At 44.6% G+C, this 26006-nt stretch carries 25 protein-coding genes, 1 tRNA gene and 1 riboswitch; of the genes, 2 read left to right on the top strand and 24 right to left on the bottom strand.

Annotated elements, in window-relative coordinates; genetic code table 11:
* Window positions 1-132: 132 nt before the first annotated feature.
* Window positions 133-1395 carry a Kelch repeat-containing protein gene (locus tag CVV77_RS13010; RefSeq protein ID WP_100275579.1) on the bottom strand — a complete coding sequence of 421 codons (1263 nt, stop codon included), beginning with the start codon at window positions 1393-1395 and terminating at the stop codon, window positions 133-135.
* Window positions 1396-1619: 224 nt separating this feature from the next.
* Here CVV77_RS13010 and CVV77_RS13005 point away from each other — a divergent pair, with 224 nt between their 5' ends.
* Window positions 1620-2444 carry a YsnF/AvaK domain-containing protein gene (locus tag CVV77_RS13005; protein ID WP_100275578.1) on the top strand — a complete coding sequence of 275 codons (825 nt, stop codon included), beginning with the start codon at window positions 1620-1622 and terminating at the stop codon, window positions 2442-2444.
* A 62-nt stretch (window positions 2445-2506) separates the two neighbouring features.
* On the opposite strand, the gene CVV77_RS13000 is transcribed toward CVV77_RS13005, so the two are convergent.
* From CVV77_RS13000 to sdhC, 12 genes are all read right to left on the bottom strand, one after another.
* Window positions 2507-2580: transfer RNA gene (locus tag CVV77_RS13000), tRNA-Arg, on the bottom strand.
* A 130-nt stretch (window positions 2581-2710) separates the two neighbouring features.
* Window positions 2711-3220, bottom strand: coding sequence for a metallophosphoesterase (locus CVV77_RS12995; RefSeq protein WP_019259096.1), 510 nt, complete (start codon window positions 3218-3220; stop codon window positions 2711-2713).
* Between the two features lie 15 nt (window positions 3221-3235).
* Window positions 3236-3832 (bottom strand): XTP/dITP diphosphatase, encoded by a 597-nt coding sequence (locus tag CVV77_RS12990; RefSeq protein ID WP_100275577.1) that lies wholly within the window; start codon window positions 3830-3832, stop codon window positions 3236-3238.
* Window positions 3833-3844: 12 nt separating this feature from the next.
* Complete coding sequence (rph, locus tag CVV77_RS12985) at window positions 3845-4582, bottom strand: ribonuclease PH (protein WP_019259098.1); 738 nt, start codon at window positions 4580-4582, stop codon at window positions 3845-3847.
* 110 nt (window positions 4583-4692) lie between these two features.
* Complete coding sequence (gene gerM / locus CVV77_RS12980) at window positions 4693-5793, bottom strand: spore germination protein GerM (RefSeq protein WP_084993021.1); 1101 nt, start codon at window positions 5791-5793, stop codon at window positions 4693-4695.
* Between the two features lie 114 nt (window positions 5794-5907).
* Window positions 5908-6726 carry a glutamate racemase gene (gene racE, locus CVV77_RS12975; RefSeq protein WP_080030800.1) on the bottom strand — a complete coding sequence of 273 codons (819 nt, stop codon included), beginning with the start codon at window positions 6724-6726 and terminating at the stop codon, window positions 5908-5910.
* A gap of 7 nt (window positions 6727-6733) precedes the next feature.
* Window positions 6734-7174, bottom strand: coding sequence for a MarR family winged helix-turn-helix transcriptional regulator (locus CVV77_RS12970; protein ID WP_003237645.1), 441 nt, complete (start codon window positions 7172-7174; stop codon window positions 6734-6736).
* A 249-nt stretch (window positions 7175-7423) separates the two neighbouring features.
* Window positions 7424-7648 carry a spore germination transcription factor GerE gene (gerE, locus tag CVV77_RS12965; protein WP_003184172.1) on the bottom strand — a complete coding sequence of 75 codons (225 nt, stop codon included), beginning with the start codon at window positions 7646-7648 and terminating at the stop codon, window positions 7424-7426.
* Window positions 7649-7763: 115 nt separating this feature from the next.
* On the bottom strand, window positions 7764-8207 hold the full coding sequence (locus tag CVV77_RS12960) for an acyl-CoA thioesterase (protein ID WP_088112311.1): 444 nt from the start codon (window positions 8205-8207) through the stop codon (window positions 7764-7766).
* 59 nt (window positions 8208-8266) lie between these two features.
* Window positions 8267-9028, bottom strand: coding sequence for a succinate dehydrogenase iron-sulfur subunit (gene sdhB, locus CVV77_RS12955; RefSeq protein WP_003222517.1), 762 nt, complete (start codon window positions 9026-9028; stop codon window positions 8267-8269).
* A 2-nt stretch (window positions 9029-9030) separates the two neighbouring features.
* On the bottom strand, window positions 9031-10791 hold the full coding sequence (gene sdhA / locus CVV77_RS12950) for a succinate dehydrogenase flavoprotein subunit (RefSeq protein ID WP_019259104.1): 1761 nt from the start codon (window positions 10789-10791) through the stop codon (window positions 9031-9033).
* Between the two features lie 33 nt (window positions 10792-10824).
* Window positions 10825-11433, bottom strand: a complete 609-nt coding sequence (gene sdhC / locus CVV77_RS12945; RefSeq protein WP_003237652.1) for a succinate dehydrogenase cytochrome B558 — start codon at window positions 11431-11433, stop codon at window positions 10825-10827.
* Window positions 11434-11724: 291 nt separating this feature from the next.
* On the opposite strand from sdhC, the gene CVV77_RS12940 reads away from it, so the two are divergent.
* Window positions 11725-12171 carry a YslB family protein gene (locus CVV77_RS12940; RefSeq protein WP_003237653.1) on the top strand — a complete coding sequence of 149 codons (447 nt, stop codon included), beginning with the start codon at window positions 11725-11727 and terminating at the stop codon, window positions 12169-12171.
* Between the two features lie 45 nt (window positions 12172-12216).
* Here the strand turns inward: CVV77_RS12940 and CVV77_RS12935 are convergent, their stop codons facing one another.
* The 11 genes from CVV77_RS12935 to CVV77_RS12870 form a co-directional block, all read right to left on the bottom strand.
* A complete protein-coding gene (locus tag CVV77_RS12935) occupies window positions 12217-13446 on the bottom strand; it encodes an aspartate kinase (protein WP_003237655.1) in 1230 nt (409 codons plus the stop codon).
* Window positions 13447-13572: 126 nt separating this feature from the next.
* Window positions 13573-13752: riboswitch (Lysine riboswitch) on the bottom strand.
* A gap of 64 nt (window positions 13753-13816) precedes the next feature.
* On the bottom strand, window positions 13817-15589 hold the full coding sequence (uvrC, locus tag CVV77_RS12925) for an excinuclease ABC subunit UvrC (RefSeq protein ID WP_084993011.1): 1773 nt from the start codon (window positions 15587-15589) through the stop codon (window positions 13817-13819).
* A gap of 135 nt (window positions 15590-15724) precedes the next feature.
* On the bottom strand, window positions 15725-16039 hold the full coding sequence (gene trxA / locus CVV77_RS12920) for a thioredoxin (protein WP_003222500.1): 315 nt from the start codon (window positions 16037-16039) through the stop codon (window positions 15725-15727).
* Between the two features lie 326 nt (window positions 16040-16365).
* Window positions 16366-17853: an alpha-L-arabinofuranosidase AbfB gene (abfB, locus tag CVV77_RS12910; protein WP_100275576.1), complete on the bottom strand. Its 1488-nt coding sequence runs from the start codon at window positions 17851-17853 to the stop codon at window positions 16366-16368.
* A 213-nt stretch (window positions 17854-18066) separates the two neighbouring features.
* Window positions 18067-19044: an electron transfer flavoprotein subunit alpha gene (etfA, locus tag CVV77_RS12905; protein ID WP_100275575.1), complete on the bottom strand. Its 978-nt coding sequence runs from the start codon at window positions 19042-19044 to the stop codon at window positions 18067-18069.
* A 35-nt stretch (window positions 19045-19079) separates the two neighbouring features.
* Entirely contained in the window at window positions 19080-19853 is a 774-nt protein-coding gene (etfB, locus tag CVV77_RS12900) for an electron transfer flavoprotein subunit beta (RefSeq protein ID WP_019259110.1), read from the bottom strand.
* A gap of 14 nt (window positions 19854-19867) precedes the next feature.
* The gene (locus tag CVV77_RS12895; RefSeq protein ID WP_003237668.1) at window positions 19868-20644 is read right to left on the bottom strand and encodes an enoyl-CoA hydratase; all 777 of its coding nucleotides are present in this window, start codon (window positions 20642-20644) and stop codon (window positions 19868-19870) included.
* Between the two features lie 14 nt (window positions 20645-20658).
* On the bottom strand, window positions 20659-21243 hold the full coding sequence (gene fadR, locus CVV77_RS12890; RefSeq protein ID WP_003237670.1) for a fatty acid metabolism transcriptional regulator FadR: 585 nt from the start codon (window positions 21241-21243) through the stop codon (window positions 20659-20661).
* 110 nt (window positions 21244-21353) lie between these two features.
* A complete protein-coding gene (gene lcfA, locus CVV77_RS12885) occupies window positions 21354-23036 on the bottom strand; it encodes a long-chain-fatty-acid--CoA ligase LcfA (protein WP_100275574.1) in 1683 nt (560 codons plus the stop codon).
* A gap of 188 nt (window positions 23037-23224) precedes the next feature.
* Window positions 23225-23629 carry a DUF350 domain-containing protein gene (locus tag CVV77_RS12875; protein WP_003237674.1) on the bottom strand — a complete coding sequence of 135 codons (405 nt, stop codon included), beginning with the start codon at window positions 23627-23629 and terminating at the stop codon, window positions 23225-23227.
* 14 nt (window positions 23630-23643) lie between these two features.
* Complete coding sequence (locus tag CVV77_RS12870; RefSeq protein WP_100275573.1) at window positions 23644-26001, bottom strand: endonuclease MutS2; 2358 nt, start codon at window positions 25999-26001, stop codon at window positions 23644-23646.
* Window positions 26002-26006 lie beyond the last annotated feature (5 nt).

Raw genomic sequence — 26006 nt, 5'->3', positions numbered from 1 at the left:
AGGATTTCTTATCTATCCTATATATAATCTAATTCCCCCAAAATTTAATTGAGAAAAAGCACTTAACAAAATCGGTTATTGTTTTATTATACAAAAACCATCCAGCACTGCACTGGATGGTTTTTGTATGAATTATTTATATTTATTTACTTCATACATCAAAATGTTCTTAAACACAACATAATCCTTTTTACTTTCAAAAGGCCCTTTGTTGTTGTCATGCTCATCAATTTCATAAAAGCCTGGTCCCTCTCCAGCATCACGCTGCTTGTACCATTTGAGGAACCCGTTCACTTCTTTCATGGGAAGCTGATACTCTTTTTGCAAACCGTTTACCATTGTGATAACTAGGAGAGCGTCTCCGTCTTCTGCTGAATTATCCTCAGAAGGATCAGAAGGTGTTGTTGATCCTTTATCCTTATCTCCCGGACTCTCCTCCGAATCGAATGGTATGTTTAAATCCTTTAATGAAATTGACATAACTGATTTAAAATTAGAGGCTGCATTGCCAGTAAAACTGGATGTTTCCTCTCTTCCACCGATTACGTAAAGAGTATCATCAATAATGGCAGAAGAATGAGCCATTCTGTATGGGGCTTTAGGGTTTGTTACTGCTGTAACCGATTGACTTTTAGGATCGTACACCTTAATTCGGTTTACACCTCCTGTCATCAGTATTTTTCCTTTATAAACAAGCGCAGAATAATATCCTGCTGTAAATCCTTTTCCATTTTTTGTCCAGCTATCTTTTTCTGGATCATAGACATAAACAATTTGAGGGATTAATTGCGTTCCGCCAAGGATATATAGTTTATTATCGATAACCGCTGTAGAAGCCGCAGTTGCTTCATAATCTAACTTCTGTTTTTTCTCCCATTTCTTCGTTTCGAGATCGTAACTGTAAGTGGTTGCATATGAGTTATTTTCATAACCTACAACATAAATTTTCTTTCCAATAGCTTCTGCATAAATCTTATAAGCTGGAACCTTTTTTTCAAAAGGAAGATCACCCAATTTCTCCCACGTATCTTTTTTTGGATCATATGCTTCTATTGTGTTGACAGCTCCATCGTTTGACATTCCACCCATGACATAAATTTTACCCTCAACTGTAATAGTCGCAGCTCCTCCCCTCTCTGTGGGCATGTCGGCTTTTTTTGTCCATTCATTTGTTTTAGGATCGTAGACAAACGTTTGATTACCATAAGTACCTTGTTTTTGCGTCCCGCCACCAATCACATATATCTTTCCATCTACCACACTGCTGCTTGCACCGACACGCGGCTCAGGCAAATCTGCTCTTTCTTTCCATTCAACCGTTTCCGCGCTAACTGTCTGGAGCGACTGAAACAGCGTAATAACGAATAAGAAAAAAACAATGAACCACTTTTTCAAAAGAAAACACTCCTTTTATTTAATTGTTTTACTTAACAAATATCGGCATAACTATAAATTTTTTCATATCATTTCTGGAATATTCATTTTTCAGGAAATTCATAGAATAAAAGATTTGCTCTGAAAAAACACGAATGTTTTCAATTTTGTTTATTTTAAAGAGCATCGGGAATTACAAACGACATGAACGATAAAATATAAATTTGATAAAGGAGGAGATTGATATGAAAAGCATAGTTGGTGTATACGAAACTCCGCAGGAAACAATCGCAGTAATTGAAGGCTTATTAACAAAAGGGTATGATTCTGACGACATTTCTGTTGTGACAAGCCGTCGAGATACAGATTATCTTGAATCACGCACAGGAACAGAAGTCAATCAGGCCATCGATGCACATGAGGGCGATTCTGAATCTTTTTTCGATAAACTGAAAGATTATTTCACAATGGATGATACTGCTGCACATAGCAAGGCATTATCCGATTTGGATATCACAACTGACGAAATCGACAAGTATCAAGAGGATCTGGATGACGGAAAACTCCTTGTGGCTGTTGAGACAGATGCAGATGTAAATGCTCCTCTTGATAACGGCAATGCCCTTTCAGGCGGTTTTTCCAACACAAATGAAATGGCGGATTATACAACGAAAGAAGAAAAAACCATGCCGCTGCGGGAAGAACAGCTAAAAGTCGGTAAGGAAGACGTTCAAACTGGAGAAGTAGAGATAGGAAAAGAAGTGAAAACAGAACAAAGAGATATGGACATTCCAGTGAGACACGATGAAATTTATGTTGAACGCCGCGCAGTGGATGAAAACACAGCGGATGCTTCTCCCGTCAATGATTCAGAAACGGTCAGAGTTCCAATCGTTGAGGAAAAGCTGGAAGTGACTAAAAAACCTGTTGTCACTGATGAAGTAGTTGTCGGAAAACGCACTGTTGAAGAAAATGAACATATTTCTGAAACTGTGAAGAAAGAAGAGCCTCGGCTGAATAAAGAAGGAAAAGTTGACGGCTTGGATGATGATACGTTAAATAACAAATAAAAATTATAAACCGACAACAAAAAACCTCAAATCCTTAAGGATTTGAGGTTTTTCTTTTGGTACGTCCCAGGAGAGATTCGAACTCCCGACCGACGGCTTAGAAGGCCGTTGCTCTATCCAGCTGAGCTACTGGGACATGTTTTGTTTTTTCGTTTTTCGCTTTAACTATCAGCGACAAGATTTATTATATATGGGATACAACAATAAGTCAACGGTTTTTTAGAATTTTTTTCATGAGGAAGAAAATTTTCTTCCTCATGACATTTTCATAGTGTGACTCGGTTTTTCAGATCCTCAATTTCATGGCCTGCTTGGTCGTAAAAACGCACGGTTGCGGCGCCATTTTCTAATGTCAGTATAGCATAGCTTTCTGTCCTGCGCACCCTCGGAAGGCGGATGCTGCCAGGGTTAATCATCAGTTTTCCGCGCAGCACCTCGCTTCCCGCGATGTGCGAATGCCCGAAACAGATAATATCCGCTCCGAGCTCCTCTGCACGATAGTATACGTTTAACAAGGTTTGTTTTATACCATGAAGGTGGCCATGCGTGACCAGTATTTTTTTTGAACCCGCAGTCAGAAGAAGCTCGTCCTTAAAATCGCCGGTGAAATCGCAATTGCCTTTTACAACCTCATAAGAATCCAATGCGGGATGCCCGGTTTCAAGCTCAGAGTCTCCGCAGTGAATCATGAGATCAACGTCTGCTTCATGTCGTTTCGCGATGGTTTGGAGTTCTTCTTCAAGGCCATGGCTGTCACTGATAATCAGCACGTTCATGTACAAGCTTCCTCCTTATGCCTCCAAAAGCTTAGACAGCTTTTTAAGCGCGTCAGCCCTATGGCTGATTTTATTTTTTTCATCACTTGTCAGTTCAGCCATTGTCTTATCTTTATCTTTCACGATAAAGATCGGGTCATAGCCAAAGCCGTATTCCCCTCTCGGTTCTTCAGCAATATACCCTTCAACATGGCCTTCGACTGTTTTTGTTCCCTCTCCAGGGATACTCACAGCCAGCGCGCAGCGGAAACGGGCCGTGCGCTGTTCTTTTTCGATTGCTTTCAGCTCACTAAGCACTTTATCGATATTTGCCTGATCGTCTTTCTGTTCCCCTGCATAGCGGGCAGAATAAACGCCGGGTCTGCCTCCAAGATTATCGATGGACAGACCGGAGTCGTCCGCAATCACCATTTTGTTCACTGCTTTGGCAACAGCTTCTGCTTTCAGAATGGCATTTTCTTCAAACGTATGGCCTGTTTCCTCAACTTCTTCAGTGAATCCAATTTCAGCTAACGATTTGACATCATAGCCTTTTGGCTCAAGGATTTCTTTAAATTCCTTTACTTTTCCCGGATTATGTGTCGCAATAATTGCTTCTTTCATGATGATCAAGCCTTTCTGTCTTTATTTCAGTTCTGGCAGAGAATCACCCAGCACTTCTTTTTGCTTGTCAATCAGCTCTTGAATGCCTTTTTCTGCAAGACCGAGAAGTCCGTTTAGATCTTCCCTTGAAAAAGTCGCCTCTTCCCCGGTTCCCTGCAGTTCCACAAAACGGCCGCTGCCTGTCATAATGACATTCATGTCAACTTCTGCGGAGGAATCTTCTTCATAATTTAAATCTAACAAAATTCTCTGTTCCTTATCAATTCCGACAGAGATCGCGGCGAGAAAATCAGTGATCGGGTTTGCCTTGATTGTTCCCGCTTTGAGCAGCTTGGCAATCGCAATCGACATCGCAAGAAATGCTCCTGTAATGGAAGCGGTTCTTGTTCCGCCATCAGCCTGAATGACATCGCAGTCAATCCAAATCGTCCGTTCACCGAGCTTTTCTAAATCTACGACTGCCCGAAGCGCGCGGCCGATCAGGCGCTGAATTTCCATTGTTCTGCCGGAAATTTTCCCCTTAGAAGATTCTCTGATTGTTCTTTGGTTTGTTGCCCGCGGCAGCATGCTGTATTCAGCAGTAATCCAGCCTTTTCCCCCGCCCCGCAAAAACGGCGGCACGCGGTCCTCAACAGATGCGTTGCAGATTACTTTTGTATTTCCCGCTGTTATTAAAACAGAACCTTCCGGATGGCTGATAAAATCCAAATCGAATGTGATTGGACGCAGCTCATCATGTTGTCTTCCGTCATGTCTCATGTTTTACCTCCGATTATATGTACATAAACCATTTTTGTCCCGGAATTGAATAAAGAAAGAGGCAGCCGGAACGCTAACCTCTTTCTTTCTAGTATATCAAAAATCCCAATTTAAAAACTACCCGTATTCACTTGAGAAGGTCTGGAGACCGGTTCTGTAAGTTTTTCACCTTTTTCATTTACAAGCTCTGATTTCCCGTTTACTTTAACAGAGACACTTTTTACATCAGGCTGCTCCGTCAACGTCAGCACAATGCTGTTCAGCACTTCTGAAGAAATCATTTTCGTCTTTTCATCGGCGCTACCGAATATAGATTGATTGAAATCTAACGTCACCCGTCCGTCTTTGATCTTCGGCTTGCTGATCAGCTTTACGTCTCCACTGAAGTCTGTTAACAGTCCGCTCACCTTGCTTGGGCCTTTAGCCAATTCATTGATAGCTGCTGTGATGTCGTCTTTTTCCGAATTGTCGATCCGTTTTGTCACCGGCACATAATACTCACTGTCATCGTTTTCCGCCAAATAGTAGACTGTCAGCGGATGGGTTGCAGTGAGGTCATTTACACCGGCTGTTTCCAAATTAATGCCGTCCTTACGGCTTAAGTCATCTGAGATCGGCGTCCCGCCTACAGGCATCTCCTTCAGTTCATGGCCGTTTATTCTCAGCTTCACTTTATCTATCGAACTGAATTGTGTAAGCGTCCACGTCACAGATTGAACAATTTTCTGTTCGTCTTCCTTCTTGTAATTTTTAAATTCATTAGAGAAATCAGCTATTGCAGTCCCATCTTTTTTGATGTCAACGTTAACGGTTGTGTCAGCCGGCAATACGGCTCTGAAGCCATTCGGAAGAATTTCTGACACAGGTCCGCCCTGAACGAGGTATTCAAGCGCCTGTTTGGCCGTGCCTTCACTTTTCGGAAGGGGCAGCGTTTGCGCAACGACATACCCGTTTTTATCAATGAGATAAAGCTCCCTCATGACTGCAGATGAGGCTTGATCCGCTTTGGCGGTATCGCTTTTTTCACTTTCTGTTTTTTCGGCTGCTGTTGTATTTGAATCGGCCCCCGCTTCATCATTCACGTATGTAACGTCTTGAGGCGGATCAATTTCCTCGGCTGCCTTATCAGATTGAAACAAACCGCATCCGGATAAAAGCAAGACAGAGGTGAGACAAGTGGCACCAATGACTGCAGGTCCTTTTTTCAGCATACTTTTCCCTCCTAAGGCTGTTTGTACTATTATGTATACGAGCCTCTTTAGGAAATAGACCGAAGAATTCCGGCAAAACAGAAAAAACCCGCAACATACCGTTGCGGGGGAAAACTATCTTCTAATCGGTTCTTGCAGTGAGATGCATTCCACATGACCCACCTCATGGCCAAACCAGTCGTCTGCGATTTTCGCAAACTGATCACGTGCTCCTGTTGTCAGGAACTGATGATCCGGGACAAACGGAGACTGGTTCAGCAGCCCTTTATATGAGAGAATTGTGCTGACTTCCCGGGCTGTTTCATCGCCGGATGATATAATGTTCACGTGCTCTCCCATATATCTCTGAATGGATTCTTTTAAAATAGGATAGTGGGTGCAGCCTAGAATCAGCGAATCAATCGATGTGTCTTTTAACGGATTCAGCGATGTTTTGACAATCTCGTCTGCTGTTTTGTCGAGAAACTTTCCGCTTTCCACAAAAGGCACAAGCAGCGGACAGGCAAGGTTCTCAACCTTCAGATCAGGATTTAATGCCAAAAGCGCCTCTTCGTACGCATTGCTCTTAATCGTATTCTCTGTGCCGATGACACCGATATGCTGGTTCTCCGTCACTTTTATCGCTGCTCTCGCACCCGGCTGGATCACTCCGACCACCGGTATACCGACGCTGCGCTGGATGTCCTCCAATGCGATCGCTGTTGCTGTGTTGCAGGCGATCACGAGCATTTTGATGTGGTGGTTTTCGAGTAAATAATTCGTCAGCTCCCACGTATATTGAAGCACTTCTTCTTCAGGACGCGGCCCGTATGGACACCGTTTCGTATCCCCGACGTAGATAATATTCTCTTTTGGTAGCTGTCTCATGATTTCCTTTGCAACGGTTAAACCGCCAACCCCGGAATCAATGACTCCTATTGGTTGCTCCAACAAAATCGCCTCATTTTCTCTTCATTTCATGCTGCAGTTTCATCAATGATTTTTCGAAGATGGCTATTTCTTCATCTGTAAACGTTTCGAACATATCACGCAGATATTCCTGCCTTTTTGTAATGACCTCTTGGATAATCCGTTCTCCTTCAGGCAGCAGATGTATCCGGACAACACGTCTGTCCGCCGGGTCCTTGACCCGCTCGACAAGCTGATTTTTTTGCATGCGGTCGATTAAATCCGTCGTTGTGCTGCATGCCAGATACATTTTGCCCGATAGTTCGCCGATTGTCATATCTCCTAATTCATAAAGCCATTGCAGGCCGACAAATTGCGGCGGCGTAATCGCATATTGGTTAAGGATTTCTCGTCCTTTTTGCTTAATGATCGCGGCAATGTGGCGGAGTGACTTTTCAATATCCGCAACATGCTCCAAAGGTTTTGATGTCATTTGTCCATCCCTCACTCAAGGATCTCTTACGCACAAAAGCGTTCCGTGTCTATTTTCCTTCTTTTTTGAAGAAAATGCAAGACTCGCGGAAGAGAAATAGAGGACTTTAGGCAAACAACATCAAAATAGAAAAATTTGTTTTATGCCTCGCTATCCAAGTTTTGCATAGCATTCCAAATATGGTTTTGAACTTTCCAAACAAACAGCAATAACCGGCTCCTTCCTGAAAAGAAGGAATACCGGCAAGGATTAAAGCTCTAGCTCACCCATTCTAAGAAGCTCAACAACGGCTTGCGAACGCCCTTTCACACCCAATTTCTGCATGGCATTTGAAATATGGTTTCGAACGGTTTTCTCACTGATAAATAGCTCGCTTGCAATCTCCTTTGTTGTCTTATCTTGAACGAGCAATTCGAACACTTCTCTTTCTCTTTTCGTTAGCAGCGGCTTCGATTGAAATTCTTTCTCCTTCAAGTATTGTAACCCTCCTTGCTAAGGTGAGAGCGAATCAGAAACGAATGGGTTTTGATATAGTCGAGATATCATATGTAAGAAGGGCGCAGGAGGTGACGTTTACAAGAGAATTAGTTTATGGTGTATGGAGAAGCGTTTCTTTCTCCTCATTCGTCCAGCTGACAGCCTTGCCGCTTTCCTTTGAGACCTGGACCATCACAACCGCTCCGGTAAAGCAGGGCTCACCATTGCGGTTCTCTCCGAGATAATGCAAGGTAAGGGATGAGCTGCCGACGGCACTTGTTTTCACATAGATGCGCAACTCTTCATAAGGCATGACTTGGCGCAGATAATCGCATTGCTGGCTTGCCACGACTGTCATGGTCTGTTTGTGTTCATTCATCATATTCAGCTTTTTAAAATAAGAAATCCGTGCCTCCTCAAAATATATAAAAGGAGTTACATTATTCATATGCCCAAACATGTCCGTCTCGGAAAATCGCACGGATACTTCATAAAAAAAAGAAAAGGTTGTTTTCCATTCTTGAAACGGCATATCAATATAAGCGGGAAGCTTCATCTTTCCTCATCTCCTTATTGTTAAAAAAACCTCTCCCATGCGGAAGAGGTTTTTTCTTCTTATACTCTGTCGCTTCCGAAGAAATTGCGGAACGCTTGTAAGTTTGTATCTCTGTTTAAGGCTGCAATCGAAGTAGTGAGCGGGATGCCTTTCGGGCAGGATTGAACACAGTTTTGCGAGTTGCCGCAATCTGCTAGGCCGCCTTCATCCATCAGTGCTTCTAACCGATCAGACTTATTCATGGCACCTGTCGGATGGGCGTTAAACAGGCGGACTTGAGACATCGGTGCAGGCCCCATAAACTTCGATTTGCTGTTCACATTCGGGCAGGCTTCGAGGCAGACACCGCACGTCATGCACTTTGATAATTCATATGCCCATTGACGGCGTTTTTCCGGCATTCTCGGTCCCGGTCCTAAATCGTACGTACCGTCAATCGGTATCCACGCTTTTACTTTTTTCAATGAATCAAACATTCTGCTTCGGTCGACCTGCAAATCACGCACGACCGGGAATGTTTTCATTGGTTTTAAGCGGATCGGCTGCTCAAGCTGGTCTATAAGTGCCGTACAAGACTGGCGGGGTTTTCCGTTTATGACCATTGAACATGCGCCGCATACTTCTTCAAGACAGTTCATATCCCATGTGACAGGAGTTGTCTTTTCACCTTTTACGTTAACCGGATTCCGGCGAATTTCCATCAGAGCGGAAATGACGTTCAGGTTCGGGCGGTATGGAACCTCAAATTCTTCATCGTAAGGCGTGCTGTCGGCTGTATCTTGACGTGTGATAATAAATCGTATGGTTTTTTGTTCACTCATGATTATTTCGCCACCTTCTTCTTCGAGTAATCCCGTTTCCGAGGCGTTATCAGTGATACATCAACATCCTGATACTCAAATTCCGGCGCTTCATACGGGCTTACATGTTTAGCCATTGTTGTTTTGAGCCATTCATCATCATTACGTTCAGGATAATCCGGTTTATAATGGGCGCCCCGGCTTTCATTACGGTTGTATGCACCAAGGGTAATCACCCTTGCAAGCTGAAGCATGTTCGAGAACTGGCGTGTGAACATTGCCCCTTGGTTGCTCCATTTTGTCGTGTCATTGATGTTAATCTTTTTAAACCGCTCCATTAATTCCTGAATTTTGTCATCCGTTTTCAATAGCTTGTCGTTATGGCGGACAACCGTGACATTCGCCGTCATCCACTCACCGAGTTCTTTGTGAAGAACATAGGCATTTTCGGTTCCGTCCATACTCATAATCTCAGACCATTTTTCTTCTTCTTTTTTGACGTGAGCGTCGAATAAAGAGGAAGACATGTCTTCTGCTGAAGATTCCAAACCGTTTACATATTTCACTGCATTCGGTCCGGCCACCATTCCTCCGTAAATCGCAGAAAGCAGGGAGTTTGCTCCCAAACGGTTGCCGCCGTGCATAGAGTAATCACATTCCCCAGCTGCAAACAGTCCCGGGATGTTTGTCATTTGATCGTAATCCACCCATAAACCGCCCATTGAATAATGGACCGCTGGGAAGATTTTCATCGGAAGCTTCCGCGGGTCGTCTCCCATGAATTTCTCATAAATCTCAATGATGCCGCCAAGCTTAATATCAAGCTCTTTCGGATCTTTATGAGATAGATCGAGATACACCATGTTTTCGCCGTTAATACCGAGCTTCTGGTTGACACACACATCAAATATTTCGCGTGTCGCAATATCACGCGGCACCAGGTTTCCGTAAGCCGGATATTTTTCCTCTAGGAAATACCATGGTTTACCGTCTTTATATGTCCACACGCGTCCGCCTTCACCGCGCGCTGATTCACTCATCAGTCTTAGTTTGTCATCGCCCGGTATGGCTGTCGGGTGGATTTGAATGAATTCTCCGTTTGCATAGTACGCTCCCTGCTGATAAACGATCGACGCAGCAGAGCCTGTATTAATCATGGAGTTAGTTGATTTTCCAAAAATGATTCCCGGTCCGCCCGTCGCCATAATGACCGCGTCTGAACGGAAGGATTCAATTTGCATGTTTGTCAGGTTTTGCGCAACAATTCCGCGGCAGGTTCTGTCATCATCTAATACAGCGCCAAGGAATTCCCAGCCTTCGTATTTTGTGACCAAACCCGCAACTTCGTATCTGCGCACTTGCTCGTCCAGTGCGTAAAGCAGCTGCTGCCCCGTCGTCGCACCCGCATAAGCTGTTCTGTGATGCTGTGTACCCCCGAATCGGCGGAAATCAAGCAGCCCTTCAGGCGTCCGGTTAAACATGACGCCCATCCTGTCTAATAAGTGGATGATAGAAGGCGCCGCTTCACACATCGCCTTGACCGGCGGCTGGTTGGCAAGAAAGTCTCCCCCGTATACAGTGTCATCGAAATGTTCCCACGGAGAGTCGCCTTCCCCTTTTGTATTGACCGCTCCGTTTATGCCGCCTTGGGCACAAACCGAATGAGAACGTTTGACAGGAACGATGGAAAACAGCTTAACCGCCATTCCTGATTCCGCTGCTTTAATTGTCGCCATGAGGCCGGCAAGACCCCCGCCGACTACGATAATGCTTGATTGACTCATGATAGCCCCTCTCCCTCTAGTAATCTTGTACTCTTATACAAATGCAAAAATCGCTTTTAAGCCTACGTATGACAGTGCAACAAAAATAATCAGCGTAACGTATGTCGAAATTCTTTGAGAACGAGGCGTTACCGTGATGCCCCATGTAACAGCGAAAGACCATAAACCGTTCGAGAAGTGGAAAATTGTTGATAAAACACCGACAATGTAAAAGCCAAGCATAGCCGGAGAGCTCAAAATATTCGCCATCATGTCGAAATTGACCTCAGCGCCCATTTGTGCTGCAATGCGGGTTTCCCACACGTGCCAGCTCACGAAAATGAGGGTGATGATACCGGTTACACGCTGCAGGACGAAGAGCCAGTTTCTCATATAGCTGTATTGGCCTGCGTTATTTTTTGCAGTAAACGCTATGTACACACCATAAACTGCATGATAAATTAATGGTAAGAAGATAATAAAAATTTCCAAGGCATACCTGAAAGGCAGACTATCCATAAAATGAGCAGCATTATTGAATGCTTCAGCGCCCCTTGCGGCAAACTGGTTGACGACTAAATGCTGAATGAGAAAGATGCCGACCGGTATGACGCCAAGCAAGGAATGCAATCTTCGAAAATAAAACTCTCTGTTCCCAGACATTACTTTACCCCCTGTTTGATAAGTGCGAAATGTGCTAAATCTCTTCCCCCACTTCTTTCAATTGTAAGCACTTTATTAAGATTTATTGACAATTTCATTTTACTCCTCCCTCAAAAGGGCGTCAAGAAAACGCGTACATAAATTATAATTTTCCGAATTGAATAGTTGATTTAAAAATTTTATTTTATCAATATATATTTCTGCTTAATTTTTCATTAGAATTACAGGATCATTCTGTAATCCTCCCCCCTGTTTGGGCTATAATATACGAAGGAGAGAGGGGAGACAGATATGAAGTCTAAATTTGAAGCATCTATTGACAATCTAAAAGAATTTGAAATGAACGCCTATGCCTACGAACTAATACGAGAGATCGTTCTCCCAGATATGCTTGGCCAAGATTACTCTTCCATGATGTATTGGGCAGGGAAGCATCTCGCCCGTAAGTTTCCTCTTGAATCATGGGAGGAATTTCCGGCCTTCTTTGAAGAAGCGGGCTGGGGAACCCTCACCAACGTAAGCGCTAAAAAACAAGAGCTTGAATTTGAACTTGAAGGGCCGATCATTTCCAATCGGCTTAAACATCAAAAAGAACCATGCTTTCAGCTGGAAGCTGGTTTTATTGCTGAACAAATTCAATTGATGAATGACCAAATTGCCGAATCATATGAACAAGTGAAAAAGAGAGCCGATAAAGTGGTTCTGACTGTGAAATGGGATATGAAAGACCCAGTGTAATCAAAAAAGGCGGTGACTGCATAGTCCCGCCTTTTTTGATTGTCATTACACAGCTGAAGGGTGTTTTGAAAGCTCAAATGCATCGTGCAGCGCTTCGACTGCTTTCACCATGTCATTTTCGCTTACGACTGTTGATACTTTGATTTCAGATGTGCTGACCATTTTGATTAAAATGTTTTTTTCCGCCAGTACAGCAAACATTTCAGCGGCTACACCAGGGTTTGAGACCATGCCGGATCCGACAATGGATACTTTAGCCAATTTGCTTTCTGTCTCGATTTTCTCGAATTCAAGCGCGTCTTTATACTCTTCAAGCACCGCAACGGTTTGGTCTGTGTCTTCTGTTTTGACAGAGAAGGAAATTCCGGTCTGATTGTCTCCGGCCTGCGTTTGGATAATGATATCGACGTTAATGTTTCTTTTGGCAAGTGTTGTAAAAATAGTTGACAAAGTTGTCAGGCCGCCAGTCAGCCCGTAAATGGTTACCCTTGTGATTTGATCTTCAAACGCAATGCCTCTGACAATTAAATTTTGCTCCATGGATGATTCCTCCTCAATTAATGTTCCAGCTTCTGTTTCTGTACTTGAACGCACTTCTAACGGCACTTGGTAATTTTTCGCGAATTCAACGGCTCTCGGATGAAGAACGCCGGCGCCTAAATTGGCAAGCTCAAGCATTTCATCGTATGAGATGCCGGCAAGCTTTCTCGCAGATTTCACATAGCGCGGATCGGTAGTAAACACTCCGGGCACGTCCGTGTAAATGTCACATTTATCCGCTTTTAATGCGGCAGCCAAAGCGACTGCTGTTGTGTCTGACCCGCCACGGCCCAATGTCGTGATTTCACAGTCCTCTGTCATGCCTTGGAATCCTGCGACAATGACAATCTTTCCTTGCTCGAGCTGGTCTCCTAAAACCGAAGTGTCGATATCTGTAATTCTGGCGTTTCCGTGAACGGCTTCCGTGCGGATTCCCGCCTGCCAGCCAGTATAAGACACAGCGTCATAGCCTTTTTCCTGCAGCGCCATAGAAAGCAGGGAAATTGTAACCTGCTCGCCTGTCGCCAGCAGCATATCCATTTCGCGTTTGCTCGGCTGGTCAGTAATTGCTTTTGCAAGGCTGACCAATTCGTCAGTGGATTTCCCCATAGCTGAAACGACAACAACGACTTGATGGCCCTTCTGTTTTTCTGCAATCGCGCGGTTTGCCGCATTTTGAATTTTTTCAACTGAGCCGACGGAAGTACCTCCGAATTTTTGTACGATAAGACCCATGTATTACCACCCTTTACATTTTGGTTCGTGCGGGTGAGGAGAAAGAGCGCTTTGTCCACAATAAAAAAAGCAATGAGAGGAATTGCTCTCATTGCTTATCAATTAATCATCATGAATGATTATGAACAACGAGATAGCCCTCCAAGAAAATGATTTCTTGACAGCCTTACATTTATTCAATGCACGGCCAGCAAATAATACCGATGGGATTTTATTTGCTTCGGCGACGCTCCCCTTTCAGCCTTTTTCACAGAATCCATCTTTCTCCAAAGGCTTACTCTTGAAGTTCGCACCTCTATCTTCACCATATAACACGATCTAACTATGAAATTAGTTCACATTTTATCAGATCTTTTTTAAAAGGACAACATTATTTTTGCAATTTATCGTAAAGCAGCTGAGCCGCCGCTGCGGGAACACCCGCTTTTTTGATGTCCTCAAGGCTTGCTTCCTTCATTTTTTTTACGGAACCGAAATGCTTTAACAGCATTTTCTTTCTTTTCTCTCCGATACCCGGGATGTCGTCCAAGACGGATTGAAACGCGCTTTTTCCGCGGATTTGTCTGTGAAAACTGATCGCAAAACGGTGCACCTCGTCTTGAATACGCTGCAGGAGGTAAAATTCCTGGCTGTTCCGTTCCAGATATACCGCCTCCAGCGGATCCCCGATTAATAAATTTGAAGTTCTGTGTTTTTCGTCTTTGGCTAAACCGGCGATCGGGATATCCAAGCCGAGTTCGTTTTCAATGACATCCCTTGCAGCGTTGATCTGCCCTTTTCCTCCGTCAATGATGATCAGATCAGGCAGCGGCAGGTTTTCGCGAAGCACTCTCGTATAGCGCCTTCTGACAACCTCTCTCATAGAACCGTAATCATCCGGCCCTGTAACGGTTTTGATTTTATATTTGCGGTATTCTTTTTTGTTCGGTTTGCCGTCGATAAACACGATCATCGCGGAAACCGGGTTTGTCCCCTGTATGTTTGAGTTATCAAACGCTTCGATTCTGTGAGGCGTATAAATATTCAATGCTTCTCCGAGTTTCTGTACAGCCCCAATTGAGCGCTCCTCGTCCCGTTCGATTAAGGAGAATTTTTCTTTCAGCGCGATTTTCGCATTTTTATGAGCCAGCATGAGCAGTTCTTTTTTCGGGCCCTTCTTCGGCTGATGGACGTTTGTTTCCAGCAGCTGCTCAATCATAGATTGATCTACGCTGTCCGGAACTAAAATTTCCTTCGGAAGAAAGTGGTTGTTTTTCGAATAGAACTGTCCGATGAACGTAAGAAACTCATCATCTGCTTCCTGATAGAGCGGGAACATGCTGACATCGCGTTCAATGAGCTTTCCTTGGCGGATGAAAAAGACCTGTACGCACATCCAGCCCTTATCATATGCGTACGCAAATACGTCACGGTCGACTAGATCGTTCATCGCCATTTTTTGTTTTTCCATCGTTGATTCAATATGGGCGATTTGGTCACGAAGCTCTTTTGCCCGTTCAAACTCAAGATTCTCGGCAGCTTCATGCATTTTCTCTTCAAGCTCTTTTTTGACCTCATTATAGCCGCCCTTTAAGAAACGGGTAATGCTCTCAACCAGCTCTCTGTTCGTCTCTTCGGAAATGTCCTTTACGCACGGAGCGAGACATTGACCCAGATGATAGTATAGACATACTCTGTCCGGCAGCTTGGAGCATTTTCTGAGAGGATACAGACGGTCGAGCAGTTTTTTAGTTTCCCTTGCGGCCTGCACGTTCGGGTACGGCCCGAAATAGCGTCCTTTGTCTTTTTTGACATTGCGGGTGACGATCAGCCTTGGGTGGCGTTCATGGGTGATTTTTATGAAAGGATAGGTTTTGTCGTCTTTGAGCATGACGTTGTATTTCGGATCATGCTTTTTGATTAGATTCATTTCTAAAATAAGCGCTTCAAGATTGGAGGACGTCACGATATATTCAAAATCCTCGATTTCCGTCACAAGCCTTTGTGTTTTCGCATCGTGAGAACCGGTGAAATAGGAGCGCACTCTGTTTTTCAGCACTTTTGCTTTTCCTACGTAGATCACAGTCTGCTGCCGGTCCTTCATGAGATAACATCCGGGCTGATCAGGAAGGAGGGCGAGTTTTTCTTTCAGTTGTTTGTTCATATGCTACCCTTCCTTATGTTTAATCCTTTGTTTCCAGTTTAACACGAACGTTTGTTTTTCTCTATGATTCACGATTGGCGAATAAAAAAAGCGATCCCTCAATCGGAATCGCTCTGGCATGTAAGCAGCCGAAAATTAAAGATGTTTGTTGACAAGCTCTTGAAGCGCTTCTTTCGGTTTGAAGCCGACAGAAGTTTCAACTACTTCTCCGTCTTTTAACACAAGAAGTGTCGGGATGCTCATAACGCCGTATTTTCCGGCTGTTTCTTGGTTTTCATCCACATCGATTTTTACGATTTTCAGTTTGTCTCCCATTTCTTGATCCAGTTCTTCAAGAACAGGTGCAATCATTTTGCAAGGTCCGCACCAAGGAGCCCAGAAGTCTGCCAGTACGACGCCTTCGCTAGTTTCAGCTGAGAAAGATTGATCAGTTGCTTTTACGATAGCCATTATTGAATTCCTCCAATTGTGAAATGATGATTTTTAGTATAGCATCTCCCATTCGTTCACGCTATTTTAATGCTTGCAAATTATTTTTTCCTGATCACAATCGGTTTACTCATTTTTATCTGGATTGAATGGGATATGTCACTTTTCATTAAAACACGAATCTGATAATGGCCCCGATCACTACAATAGCCCCGATGATCATTAAAATGGTACGAAGCATAGGATAACATCTCCTCTTCACTGTCATGTACTTTACCATGCCCTGCCGGAGCTGTTTTAAAACATGAAAGAGAGCGCCGGCATGAAGCTCCGGCGCTCTCGCTCGATTAAGAATCAGCACGCAGTGTGAGTAAAACGACTGACATTGGCGGCAGTTTTACTTTCAGTTTGTTTTTGTTGAGCGTATATCGGCTGAAAGGCTCCGGTTTGACGTGATGAGGATCGTCAAACGTGTTATGCGCATTCATTTTTTCTGCCGTGAGAATGACTCCAGAATGGTCCGCTGTCTTGTGAAGGCCTCTCAGCTGAATCTCAGCCTCCGCTTTGTTTTGGTGGTCGATGTTGCAGATCGTGATATTGATATCGCCTTCTGCATGTTTCGATGCTGAAATACTGATTTGCGGCAGCGTTTCACCCTTCCATTCATAGTCAGCAGACGTTGTGTCAGTCTCTAAAAGAGAAGCGTCCTGGTGTACCTTAAACATATCAAATACATGGTACGTCGGTGTCAAAAGCATCCGTTCTCCCTCAGTCAAAATCATCGCTTGAAGAACGTTTACCGTTTGGGCGATGTTGGTCATTTGCACCCGGCGGCAATGCTGATGGAAAATGTGGAAATGAGAAGCCGCCACCAGTGCATCACGAATGGTGTTTTGCTGATAAAGGAAACCAGGGTTCGTGCCTGGCTCAGGATCAAACCACGTGCCCCATTCGTCAATGATCAGCCCGACCCGCTGCTCCGGATCGTACCGGTCCATAATCGTTCCGTGTTTTTGAATCAATTCATCAATGTATTTGGCTTTTTTCATTGTAATAAACCATTCATCTTCCGTGAATTCTGTGGCTGATCCTTTGCCCTTCCAGAAATCACCCGGAATCGTATAATAATGAAGGCTCAATCCGTCCATCAGGCCAGCAGCTTTTTTCATGAGCACGTCTGTCCAATTAAAGTCATCTACATTTGCGCCGCCTGCAATTTTATATATTTCATTGCCGCTGTAATTGCGGACATAGGTTTGAAAACGCCGGTACAGATCAGCGTAGTATTCAGGATGCATGTTGCCGCCGCAGCCCCAGTTCTCATTGCCCACGCCGAAATATTTCAGCTTCCAGGGCTCCTCTCTTCCATTTTGTTTTCTCCAGTCTGACATCGGCGTGCCGGCTTCAAACGTCATATACTCGATCCATTCCGCCATTTCCTGAACGGTTCCGCTTCCGACATTGCCGCAAATATAAGGCTCGCATTCAAGCAGCTCGCAAAGCATCATAAATTCATGCGTTCCGAATTCATTTGATTCAATTGTTCCGCCCCAGTGAGTGTTAAGCATCGTCTTACGGTCACCGACACCGTTTGCCCAATGGTATTCGTCCGCAAAGCACCCGCCCGGCCACCTGAGGACAGGGATATGAAGCTGCTTGAGCGCTTCCAGCACATCCTTTCGAATTCCGTTTATGTTGGGAATGCTTGACTCCGTTCCGACCCAAATCCCCTCATAAATCCCTCTTCCTAGATGCTCCGCAAAATGACCGTATATATTTTTGTTAATAGTTCCTTTTACAATATCCGTCTGGATCACTGCTTGATGTTCAGACATGCTTGATCATTCCTTTCATACGAATATGAAAAGCACCACAGTCAAATATGTGATCTGTCTTTTGCCTGAGGAGTCAGCATGAATGTAAGCGCTTTTAAAGTAACCATATTATATATGTTCGTACATGTCAATGTCATTTTTTCTAAACTTTATATTTGTACGTATGTATTTGAAAATGTAAAAACCCCGAACTTCAGCAGTCCGGGGTTTTCTTTACGAGTGTATATTTAATTGTTTGAATTCCTCAGTTAATAACGGGACGACATCAAATAAATCGCCTACAATGCCGTAATCCGCTATTTTAAAAATATCTGCTTCGGGATCTTTATTGATGGCGACAATCACCTTGCTGTTTGACATGCCGGCCAAATGCTGGATGGCGCCGGAAATGCCGCAGGCAATATACAAATCCGGGGTAACGACTTTTCCGGTCTGTCCGATTTGGAGAGCGTAATCGCAATAATCAGCGTCGCATGCCCCGCGAGATGCCCCGACTGCGGCCCCCAGCACTTCTGCAAGATCCTGCAGCGGCTGAAATCCTTCCTTGCTTTTGACTCCGCGGCCGCCCGCAACAATAATTTTTGCTTCGGAGAGATCAACACCGTCCGCTGTTTTTTTCACGACTTCTTGGATAACGGTGCGGAGGTCAGTAAGAGAAACATCAATGCTATCGATACTCCCCGACCTGCTGGCGTCTTTTTCTGCAGCTTGAATGTTATTGGGGCGAATCGTTGCAAAAATCAGCGGATCGGTTGAAATGACGCGTTCAAATGCTTTCCCCGAATAAATTGGCCTTGTAAATACGATATTTTCTCCGGTAACGCTTACATCTGTAGCATCAGAAATTAAGCCTGTTTGCAGCCGGGCGGCAAGCTTCGGTGAAAGGTCCTTTCCCATTGCCGTGTGCCCGCATATAACGGAATCGGGCTTTTCTTGGTCAATAATGGCCCTCATGACCTGGCTGTATCCATCTGCCGTATATGCTTTCAGCTTCGGATCCTCGGCTGTGAGAACTTTATCGGCTCCGTAATGGATAAGCTCCTGTGCAACGCTTTGTACATTTTCTCCAATCAGAACACCGATGACTTCTCCATCGCCTGAAATGGTTCTTCCTGCAGCTATTGCTTCAAAGGTGACATTCCGCAATTCTCCGTCGCGAATTTCTCCGAGTACGATCACTTTTTTTCCCATTCTAACATCCCCCTGTTTCTTTGAATGTCCAAGCTTTAAATGACTTTAGCTTCGCTGCGGAGCAATGAGACGAGCTCTTTTGCCTGTTCGGCAGGCTCACCTTGGAGAAGCTTCCCGGCTTCTTTTTTCGGCGGTAGAAAACGTTCGATCGTTTTCATCTTTGGTTCAGCATCCTCTTCGTCAAGATCAAGATCATCAAGTTCAAGCTCTTCAAGCGGTTTTTTCTTGGCCTTCATAATTCCCGGAAGCGATGGGTAGCGCGGTTCGTTTAAGCCCTGCTGAGCTGTGATAAGCAATGGGAGTGTCGTTTTGATTTTTTCAACATCCCCTTCGACGTCCCTTTCTGCTTCTGCATCAGTGCCGTTGATTTCGAGTTTGGTGATCGTTGTGATGCACGGAATGTCCAGAAGCTCGGCAAGCCGCGGCGCCACTTGTCCTGATCCTCCGTCAATGGCAACATTTCCGCCGAGAATCAAATCAAACTCCTGATCCTTCATATAGTGGTATAAAACTTGAGAAATGGAATATTGGTCGGGTTCTTCGAGATCATCTTCTATGTTGATTAAAACGGCTTGGTCACATCCCATGGCAAGCGCCGTACGCAATTCCTTCTCCGCATCTTCACCGCCGACAGTGACGGCAGTGATCGTGCCGCCGTGCTTTTCCTTCAGCTGGATGGCTTCTTCTATCGCGTACTCGTCGTATGGATTAATGATCCATTCCGCTCCGTCATCCTGAATTTTTCCTGCTTCAATGACGATTTTTTCTTCTGTGTCAAACGTCCGTTTCAGCAATACAAATAGATTCATGATCATATCCCCTTTTATTCGCCTTTGAATTGAGGCTTTCTTTTTTCGAGAAATGCCTGGATGCCTTCTTTGGCGTCCTCTGACTCAAATGCTTCTCCAAACCGCTTCGCTTCAAGCTTTAAGCTGCCTTCATAGGAATACACCTTGTTTGAGTAAAGAAGCTCAAGCAGTGATGCCAGCGTTTGCGGGCTTTTTTCTGCAAACTTAGCGGCAAGTGCCTTTGCTTTTTCAAGCACTTCTGCTTCATCTTTTGCTCCAATTGACACAAGCCCGAGATCAAGCGCTTCTTTTCCTGATATTGGTTCTCCTGATCCGATAAGCTCTAATGCTTTGGCTGTACCGATATACCTCGGAAGACGCTGAGTTCCCGCAAAACCCGGAATGATACCGAGGTTAAGCTCCGGGAGCCCCAGTTTGGCATCTTCTGCCGCAATTCTGATATGACAAGCCATCGCAAGCTCCAGCCCTCCGCCAAGAGCAGCACCGTGAATCGCTGCGATAATCGGTTTCGGGAAGCCTTCAATTCTTTCCATCAGCTGCTGGCCGCGCTCAGCCAGCAGTGAGGAATCCTCATTGCCTTTAAGTGATGTAAATTCTTTAATATCAGCGCCGGCTGAGAAAAATCTTCCCTCACCGTGAATGATAATGCTTCGTACGCCTGCATCTGTCTCACATTGATCAAGACAGGAGGACAGCTCTTCTAATATCCGGCTGGAAAGCGCATTTGCCGGCGGATGGTGAATCGTCAAAACTGCCACAAATTGATCAACTGCCAGTGATATTGCATTCATAGGACAGTACCCCTTTACTTATTGTGAATTCCGGACACCAACAATTCTAAAACGCTGTCTGACAAGGCAGCGAGATCGTACTTTTGGTCATTCATAACCCAAGTTGTCACAGTTTCGTCAATCGTTCCAAAAATCATCTGCCGGGCGAGGCGGACATCGAGGCCCTCTTTTAATTCGCCTGATTGTATGCCTTCGGTCAAAATGCCATCCAAAATATTTAAGTAGCCTTTTAATATTTCATTGATTTTCTGGCGCAGCTCCAAGTTTGACTGGCGGAGCTCAAGCTGAGTGACAATCGCGAGATTATGGTCATCGGCTAAAAGGGAAAAATGCTTTGAAATCACAAGCGCCAGTTTCTCTTTCGCTGTTGTCTTTTCTTTTATGTCCTCTTCCATCCGCTCAATAAATTGGCCCATTTTTTCTTTGAAAAGAGAAATTAAAATGTCTTCTTTGTTCTTGAAGTAAAGATAGATGGTGCCGTCCGCCACTCCGGCTTGTTTGGCAATTTTTGATACCTGTGACTGGTGGTAGCCGTTTTCCGCAATGACTTCTACTGCTGCATCAATAATCTGCATATACTTTGGCCGTTTTTGCTTCAATGTTCATCGTTCCTTCCTATAGAAATGAATGACTATTCATTCATAATTTCATGATAAAAAGGATTTTCGGCTTTGTCAAGTTTATTCACAGGTGTTCTCTTTTTCTTCTGTTATTTGATGTGATGATTTTCAACTTCTTCTTCGAGTAAACGCCTTCTTAAAATTTTCCCGACCGCTGTTTTCGGCAGCTCTTTTCTGAACTCATAGGCTTTCGGCACCTTGTAAGGAGCGAGGCGGGATCTGGCAAAAGCGTCCAGTTCTTCTGCAGCGGCTTTTGCATCTTTCTTTAACACGACAAATGCTTTTACTGTTTCTCCCCTGTAGGAATCGGGCACACCTGCAACCACAATTTCTTGGATGGCTTCATGTTCATAAAGCACCTCTTCGACTTCACGCGGGTAAATATTATAGCCGCCGGCGATAATGATGTCCTTCTTCCTGTCGGCGATATAGAAAAAGCCCTCTTCATCCATATAACCCATGTCTCCGGTGAACAGCCAGCCGTCTCTTAGTACAGCGGCGGTTTCCTCCGGTTTGTTCCAATATCCTTTCATGACTTGCGGACCTTTTACAATGATTTCTCCATGCTCATATGGAGCGGCAAACTCACCCGTCTCCTCAGAATAGATCGCTGCGTCAGTACCCGGCCAAGGACAGCCGATACTGCCTGGCTTGTTTTTCCCCCTGATAAAATTGGCGTGCGTCACTGGGGATGCCTCAGACAAACCATAGCCTTCCACAAGCTTTCCGCCAGTCACCTTTTCAAATTTCTGCTTTACCTCAACAGGCAGCGCGGCAGATCCGCTAAGACAGCTTTTAATGGATGACAGATCATAATGCTGCAGTTCGGGGTGATGCAAAAGGCCAATATAAATTGTTGGTGCGCCCGGAAAGAGCGTCGGTTTTTGTTTGTCGATAATTTTGAGCGTATCGAGCGGATCAAACTTAGGAAGAAGAATCATTTCGAAGCCTAGTTTAATCGAATAATTCATCACTGCCGTCAGCCCGTAGACATGAAAAAACGGGACGATGCCAAGCACTTTTTCAGCGCCTTCGTTCACATCGTGCATCCAAGCGGCGCACATTTCAGTATTGGCCAAAATATTTTGGTGCGTGAGCATAACCCCTTTTGGAGCCCCCGTTGTTCCTCCGGTATACTGAAGAACAGCAATATCATGTTCAGGATCGATCTTCGGGATTGTCAGAAGTTCCATTTTTTCCTGCTTCATGCTGGAGGCGAACGTGTGAATGTGATCTTTTTTGTCAAAATCGATGTGCACTTTTTGTTTTTGTGTCAGCGGGTAAAGAATATTTTTCGGAAAAGGCAAATAGTCTTTTATGCTGGTTATCAAAATCTGATCGACAATTGATAACGTTTTCATTTTTATTGCCTTCGGGAAAAGCAAATCTAAGGTGATGATCACGCTTGCCTCAGCATCTCTCAGCTGGTATTCTAGCTCGTGCTCGGTATAAAGCGGATTCGTCTGCACCACGATGCCGCCGGCAAACAAGACGCCATAATAGGAAATGACCGATTGCGGGCAATTGGGCAGCATAACAGCCACTCTGTCTCCTTTTTGCAGGCCATTGCATTGCAAAAAAGCTGCGAGTTTAAGAGCGTCCGTCAGAATGTCATGAAAGGTGAGTTTTTTTCCATAAAAAGATATTGCGGTTTTGTCAGGGAATTGTGCGGCGGAGTCTGTCAGGATGGATTGCAGGGTTTTGTTCGGCAATGGAAGCTCATGCGGGATATCGGCGGGATACTCGGCAAGCCACGGCTTTTGAGACTGCATAAAACCTCCCCTTTCGGTTTTAGAGTTCCACCCTATCATTATAGCAGATGGACGGCAAAAAAAAGAAAAAGAAAGGTAAATCTTTCTTTTTCTCATGATACGAACAGATATATAAGACCAATTACCAAAAAGATTCCCGCCGCGGCGAGCAGTACTTTTGCAAGCTTTTCCATCTATTCTCCGTCCCCTTATATTCCGGCTGCCACCACAAATGAAAGCCCGACAGAAATGACAAATGAAATAAAGCCGACAGCCCGGTTATCATTCTCGATTTCCTGATCAATTTTAAACCGCGGAGTCAAAAACTCAAAAATAAAGTAACTGATCAGAAGCATAACAAACCCGTAAACGCCCCAGCCGATCATTTGCAGCAGAGAATTGTGCTGGGAGATGGAATGCTGAAACACGTTTGCGATTCCTAAAATTTTTCCGCCGGTCGCCATTGCCACCGCAAGATTTCCTTTTTGAATCTCTTCCCAGTTTTTATAAGCCGTCACCAGCTCAAACACAGTCAAAAAGAGGACGAGGCAGAGAACCGCGACACTGTAATATGCCGCGATTTCCACAAGCTCGTTTTCCCAAAAATCACTCATGGCCATACTCCCTTTTATTTTAGTTCAACAACCGTAACGCCTGATCCTCCCTCACCTGCTTCACCGAAACGGGAGCTTTTAACGCTGCGATGGTTTTTCAGGAGATCCTGCACGCCTTTTCTTAAAGCGCCGGTTCCTTTTCCGTGGATGATTGACACTCTTGGATATCCGGCTAATACTGCATCATCCAAGTATTTTTCAACACGGCTGAGGGCATTTTCATAGCGTTCGCCGCGAAGGTCAAGTTCAAGCGATACGTGGTAGTCCTTCCCTTTGACCGCCGTAATAATTTTTTCTTTTTTTGGTTCTGGAGCTGATTTGATAAACTCCAGGTCTTTTTCTTTTACTTTCATTTTTAAAATTCCGATTTGAACATTCCATTCATTGCCGCCGGTTTTTTCAAGCAGTGTTCCTTTTTGCCCGAAGGTGAGGACTTTCACCTCATCACCAGTCTTGAAGTCTCGTTTTTGCGTTTTCGGTTTTTCTGGTTTTTTTAACTTTTCAAAAGTAGGAACTGCACCTTCTAACCGTTTCTTCGCGTTGATCAGCTCGTGATCCTTGAAGGATTTGTGTTCTTCTTTTATTGAGCGCAATTCATGAATAATATCTTCGGCTTCTTTCGTTGCCGCTTTTACTTTTTCAGCCGCTTGCTGTTCAGCCTCTTCGAGCATTTTGTCTTTTTTGCTGTTGAGCTCGATGATTTGCTGCTGCAGCTCTTTATGCAGCTTTTCTGCTTCTTTTCTGATTGATTCCGTCTCAGAAAGTTCTTCTTCCGCGCGTTTTTTGCTTTGTTCAAGCGACGCAATCATCGTGTCGACTTCGTTATGCTCGGCCGTCATTTCTGATTTGGCCTGCCCGATAATATGGTCCGGGAGTCCGAGGCGTTTTGAAATTTCGAAGGCGTTGCTTCGTCCCGGCACACCAATTAAAAGTTTATAAGTTGGTGACAGCGTTTCAATGTCAAATTCGACACTGGCATTCATGACGCCTTCTCTGTTATAGCCGTACGCCTTTAATTCCGGGTAATGCGTCGTGGCTAACACTCTAGCATTGGTGCGATGCACGTCATCCAAGATGCTCATGGCGAGGGCCGCCCCTTCCTGCGGGTCTGTCCCTGCGCCCAGTTCATCGAAAAGCACAAGACTGTTTTCATTGACATGTTCTAAAATGCCGACAATGTTCACCATATGGGATGAGAACGTACTTAAGCTTTGCTCAATCGATTGTTCATCGCCGATATCAGCAAACACATGCTCAAATACGGCGGCTTCTGACCCTTCATCTGCCGGAATATGAAGTCCGGATTGCGCCATCAAGGTTAACAGGCCTAACGTTTTAAGGGTGACTGTTTTTCCCCCGGTGTTTGGCCCTGTAATGACAATGGTTGAAAAATCGCCGCCAAGCTCGATGTCATTAGCAACCACTTGATCAGGCGGAAGCAATGGGTGGCGTGCCTTTTTCAAACGGACAAAGCCGTTGTCGTTCACGATCGGTTTTGTCGCTTTGACCGCTTTTGCATATCTTGCTTTTGCAAAAATAAAGTCAAGCGTCTGCAGCACCTGCAAATCTTGAAAGAGCTCTTCTGTGTGCTCCGCCGTATGCTCTGTGAGCACGCGCAAAATCCGTTCAATTTCTTGCTTTTCTTTCACTTTCGCCTGCTGAAGCGAGTTGTTCATATCTACGATCGCCTGCGGTTCAATGAACAGTGTTGCGCCTGAGGAAGAGGTATCATGCACAATTCCTCCGTAGCTTGATCTGTACTCTTGTTTGACCGGGATCACAAAACGGTCATTCCGAATCGTAACGATCGTATCAGACAGCATTTTTGAAGCGGAGGAGGAGCGCAGCATGGACTCTAACCGGTCTCTGATTCTCGATTCGAGTGTTTTGAGCTGTGTGCGGATTCCTCTTAATGTTCCTGATGCATGATCAAGCACTTCTCCGTGATCATCAATGCAGGAATTAATGTCCCGTTCTAAATCGGAAAGCGTGATAAGCTGTTCAGCATGCTGATGGATCAGCGGAATGTCGACGCCGTCTTCAGCCATTTGGCTGATAAAATGTTTCATTTGTTTAACTGCGTAAAGCAGACCTGAGATCTCAGTGAATTCTGAAGGACTGAGAACACTGCCGATTTCCGCCCGTCTTAACGCTCCTCTAATATCAGTAAGGCCGCCAAATGGCGCCTGCCCTCTCAGCCGGATAATGGCAGAAGCTTCATCTACTTCATCAAGCTGTTTTTTGATTTCGTCTATAGAAGCAGAAGGCTTAAGCTCGAGAAGCATTTCTTTTCCGAGCGATGAAGCGGCGTGCTCAATAACCTGTTCTTTCACTTTATGAAATTCAAGAGCTGATAATACTTTTTGCTGCACGATTG

This window comes from Bacillus sp. SN1 (assembly GCF_002796895.1).
GTDB lineage: Bacteria > Bacillota > Bacilli > Bacillales > Bacillaceae > Bacillus > Bacillus inaquosorum.
This window is presented reverse-complemented; position numbering and strand designations above follow the sequence as displayed.

Coding starts and splice junctions, on each gene's coding strand:
- CVV77_RS13005 (WP_100275578.1), top strand. CDS start 1,620: ATGAAAAGCATAGTTGGTGTATACGAAACTCCGCAGGAAACAATCGCA.
- CVV77_RS12995 (WP_019259096.1), bottom strand. CDS start 3,220: ATGAACGTGCTGATTATCAGTGACAGCCATGGCCTTGAAGAAGAACTC.
- rph (WP_019259098.1), bottom strand. CDS start 4,582: ATGAGACATGACGGAAGACAACATGATGAGCTGCGTCCAATCACATTC.
- gerM (WP_084993021.1), bottom strand. CDS start 5,793: ATGCTGAAAAAAGGACCTGCAGTCATTGGTGCCACTTGTCTCACCTCT.
- CVV77_RS12970 (WP_003237645.1), bottom strand. CDS start 7,174: ATGACATCAAAACCTTTGGAGCATGTTGCGGATATTGAAAAGTCACTC.
- CVV77_RS12960 (WP_088112311.1), bottom strand. CDS start 8,207: ATGAAGCTTCCCGCTTATATTGATATGCCGTTTCAAGAATGGAAAACA.
- sdhB (WP_003222517.1), bottom strand. CDS start 9,028: ATGAGTGAACAAAAAACCATACGATTTATTATCACACGTCAAGATACA.
- sdhA (WP_019259104.1), bottom strand. CDS start 10,791: ATGAGTCAATCAAGCATTATCGTAGTCGGCGGGGGTCTTGCCGGCCTC.
- sdhC (WP_003237652.1), bottom strand. CDS start 11,433: ATGTCTGGGAACAGAGAGTTTTATTTTCGAAGATTGCATTCCTTGCTT.
- CVV77_RS12940 (WP_003237653.1), top strand. CDS start 11,725: ATGAAGTCTAAATTTGAAGCATCTATTGACAATCTAAAAGAATTTGAA.
- CVV77_RS12935 (WP_003237655.1), bottom strand. CDS start 13,446: ATGGGTCTTATCGTACAAAAATTCGGAGGTACTTCCGTCGGCTCAGTT.
- uvrC (WP_084993011.1), bottom strand. CDS start 15,589: ATGAACAAACAACTGAAAGAAAAACTCGCCCTCCTTCCTGATCAGCCC.
- trxA (WP_003222500.1), bottom strand. CDS start 16,039: ATGGCTATCGTAAAAGCAACTGATCAATCTTTCTCAGCTGAAACTAGC.
- abfB (WP_100275576.1), bottom strand. CDS start 17,853: ATGTCTGAACATCAAGCAGTGATCCAGACGGATATTGTAAAAGGAACT.
- etfA (WP_100275575.1), bottom strand. CDS start 19,044: ATGGGAAAAAAAGTGATCGTACTCGGAGAAATTCGCGACGGAGAATTG.
- etfB (WP_019259110.1), bottom strand. CDS start 19,853: ATGAATCTATTTGTATTGCTGAAACGGACGTTTGACACAGAAGAAAAA.
- CVV77_RS12895 (WP_003237668.1), bottom strand. CDS start 20,644: ATGAATGCAATATCACTGGCAGTTGATCAATTTGTGGCAGTTTTGACG.
- lcfA (WP_100275574.1), bottom strand. CDS start 23,036: ATGCAGTCTCAAAAGCCGTGGCTTGCCGAGTATCCCGCCGATATCCCG.
- CVV77_RS12875 (WP_003237674.1), bottom strand. CDS start 23,629: ATGAGTGATTTTTGGGAAAACGAGCTTGTGGAAATCGCGGCATATTAC.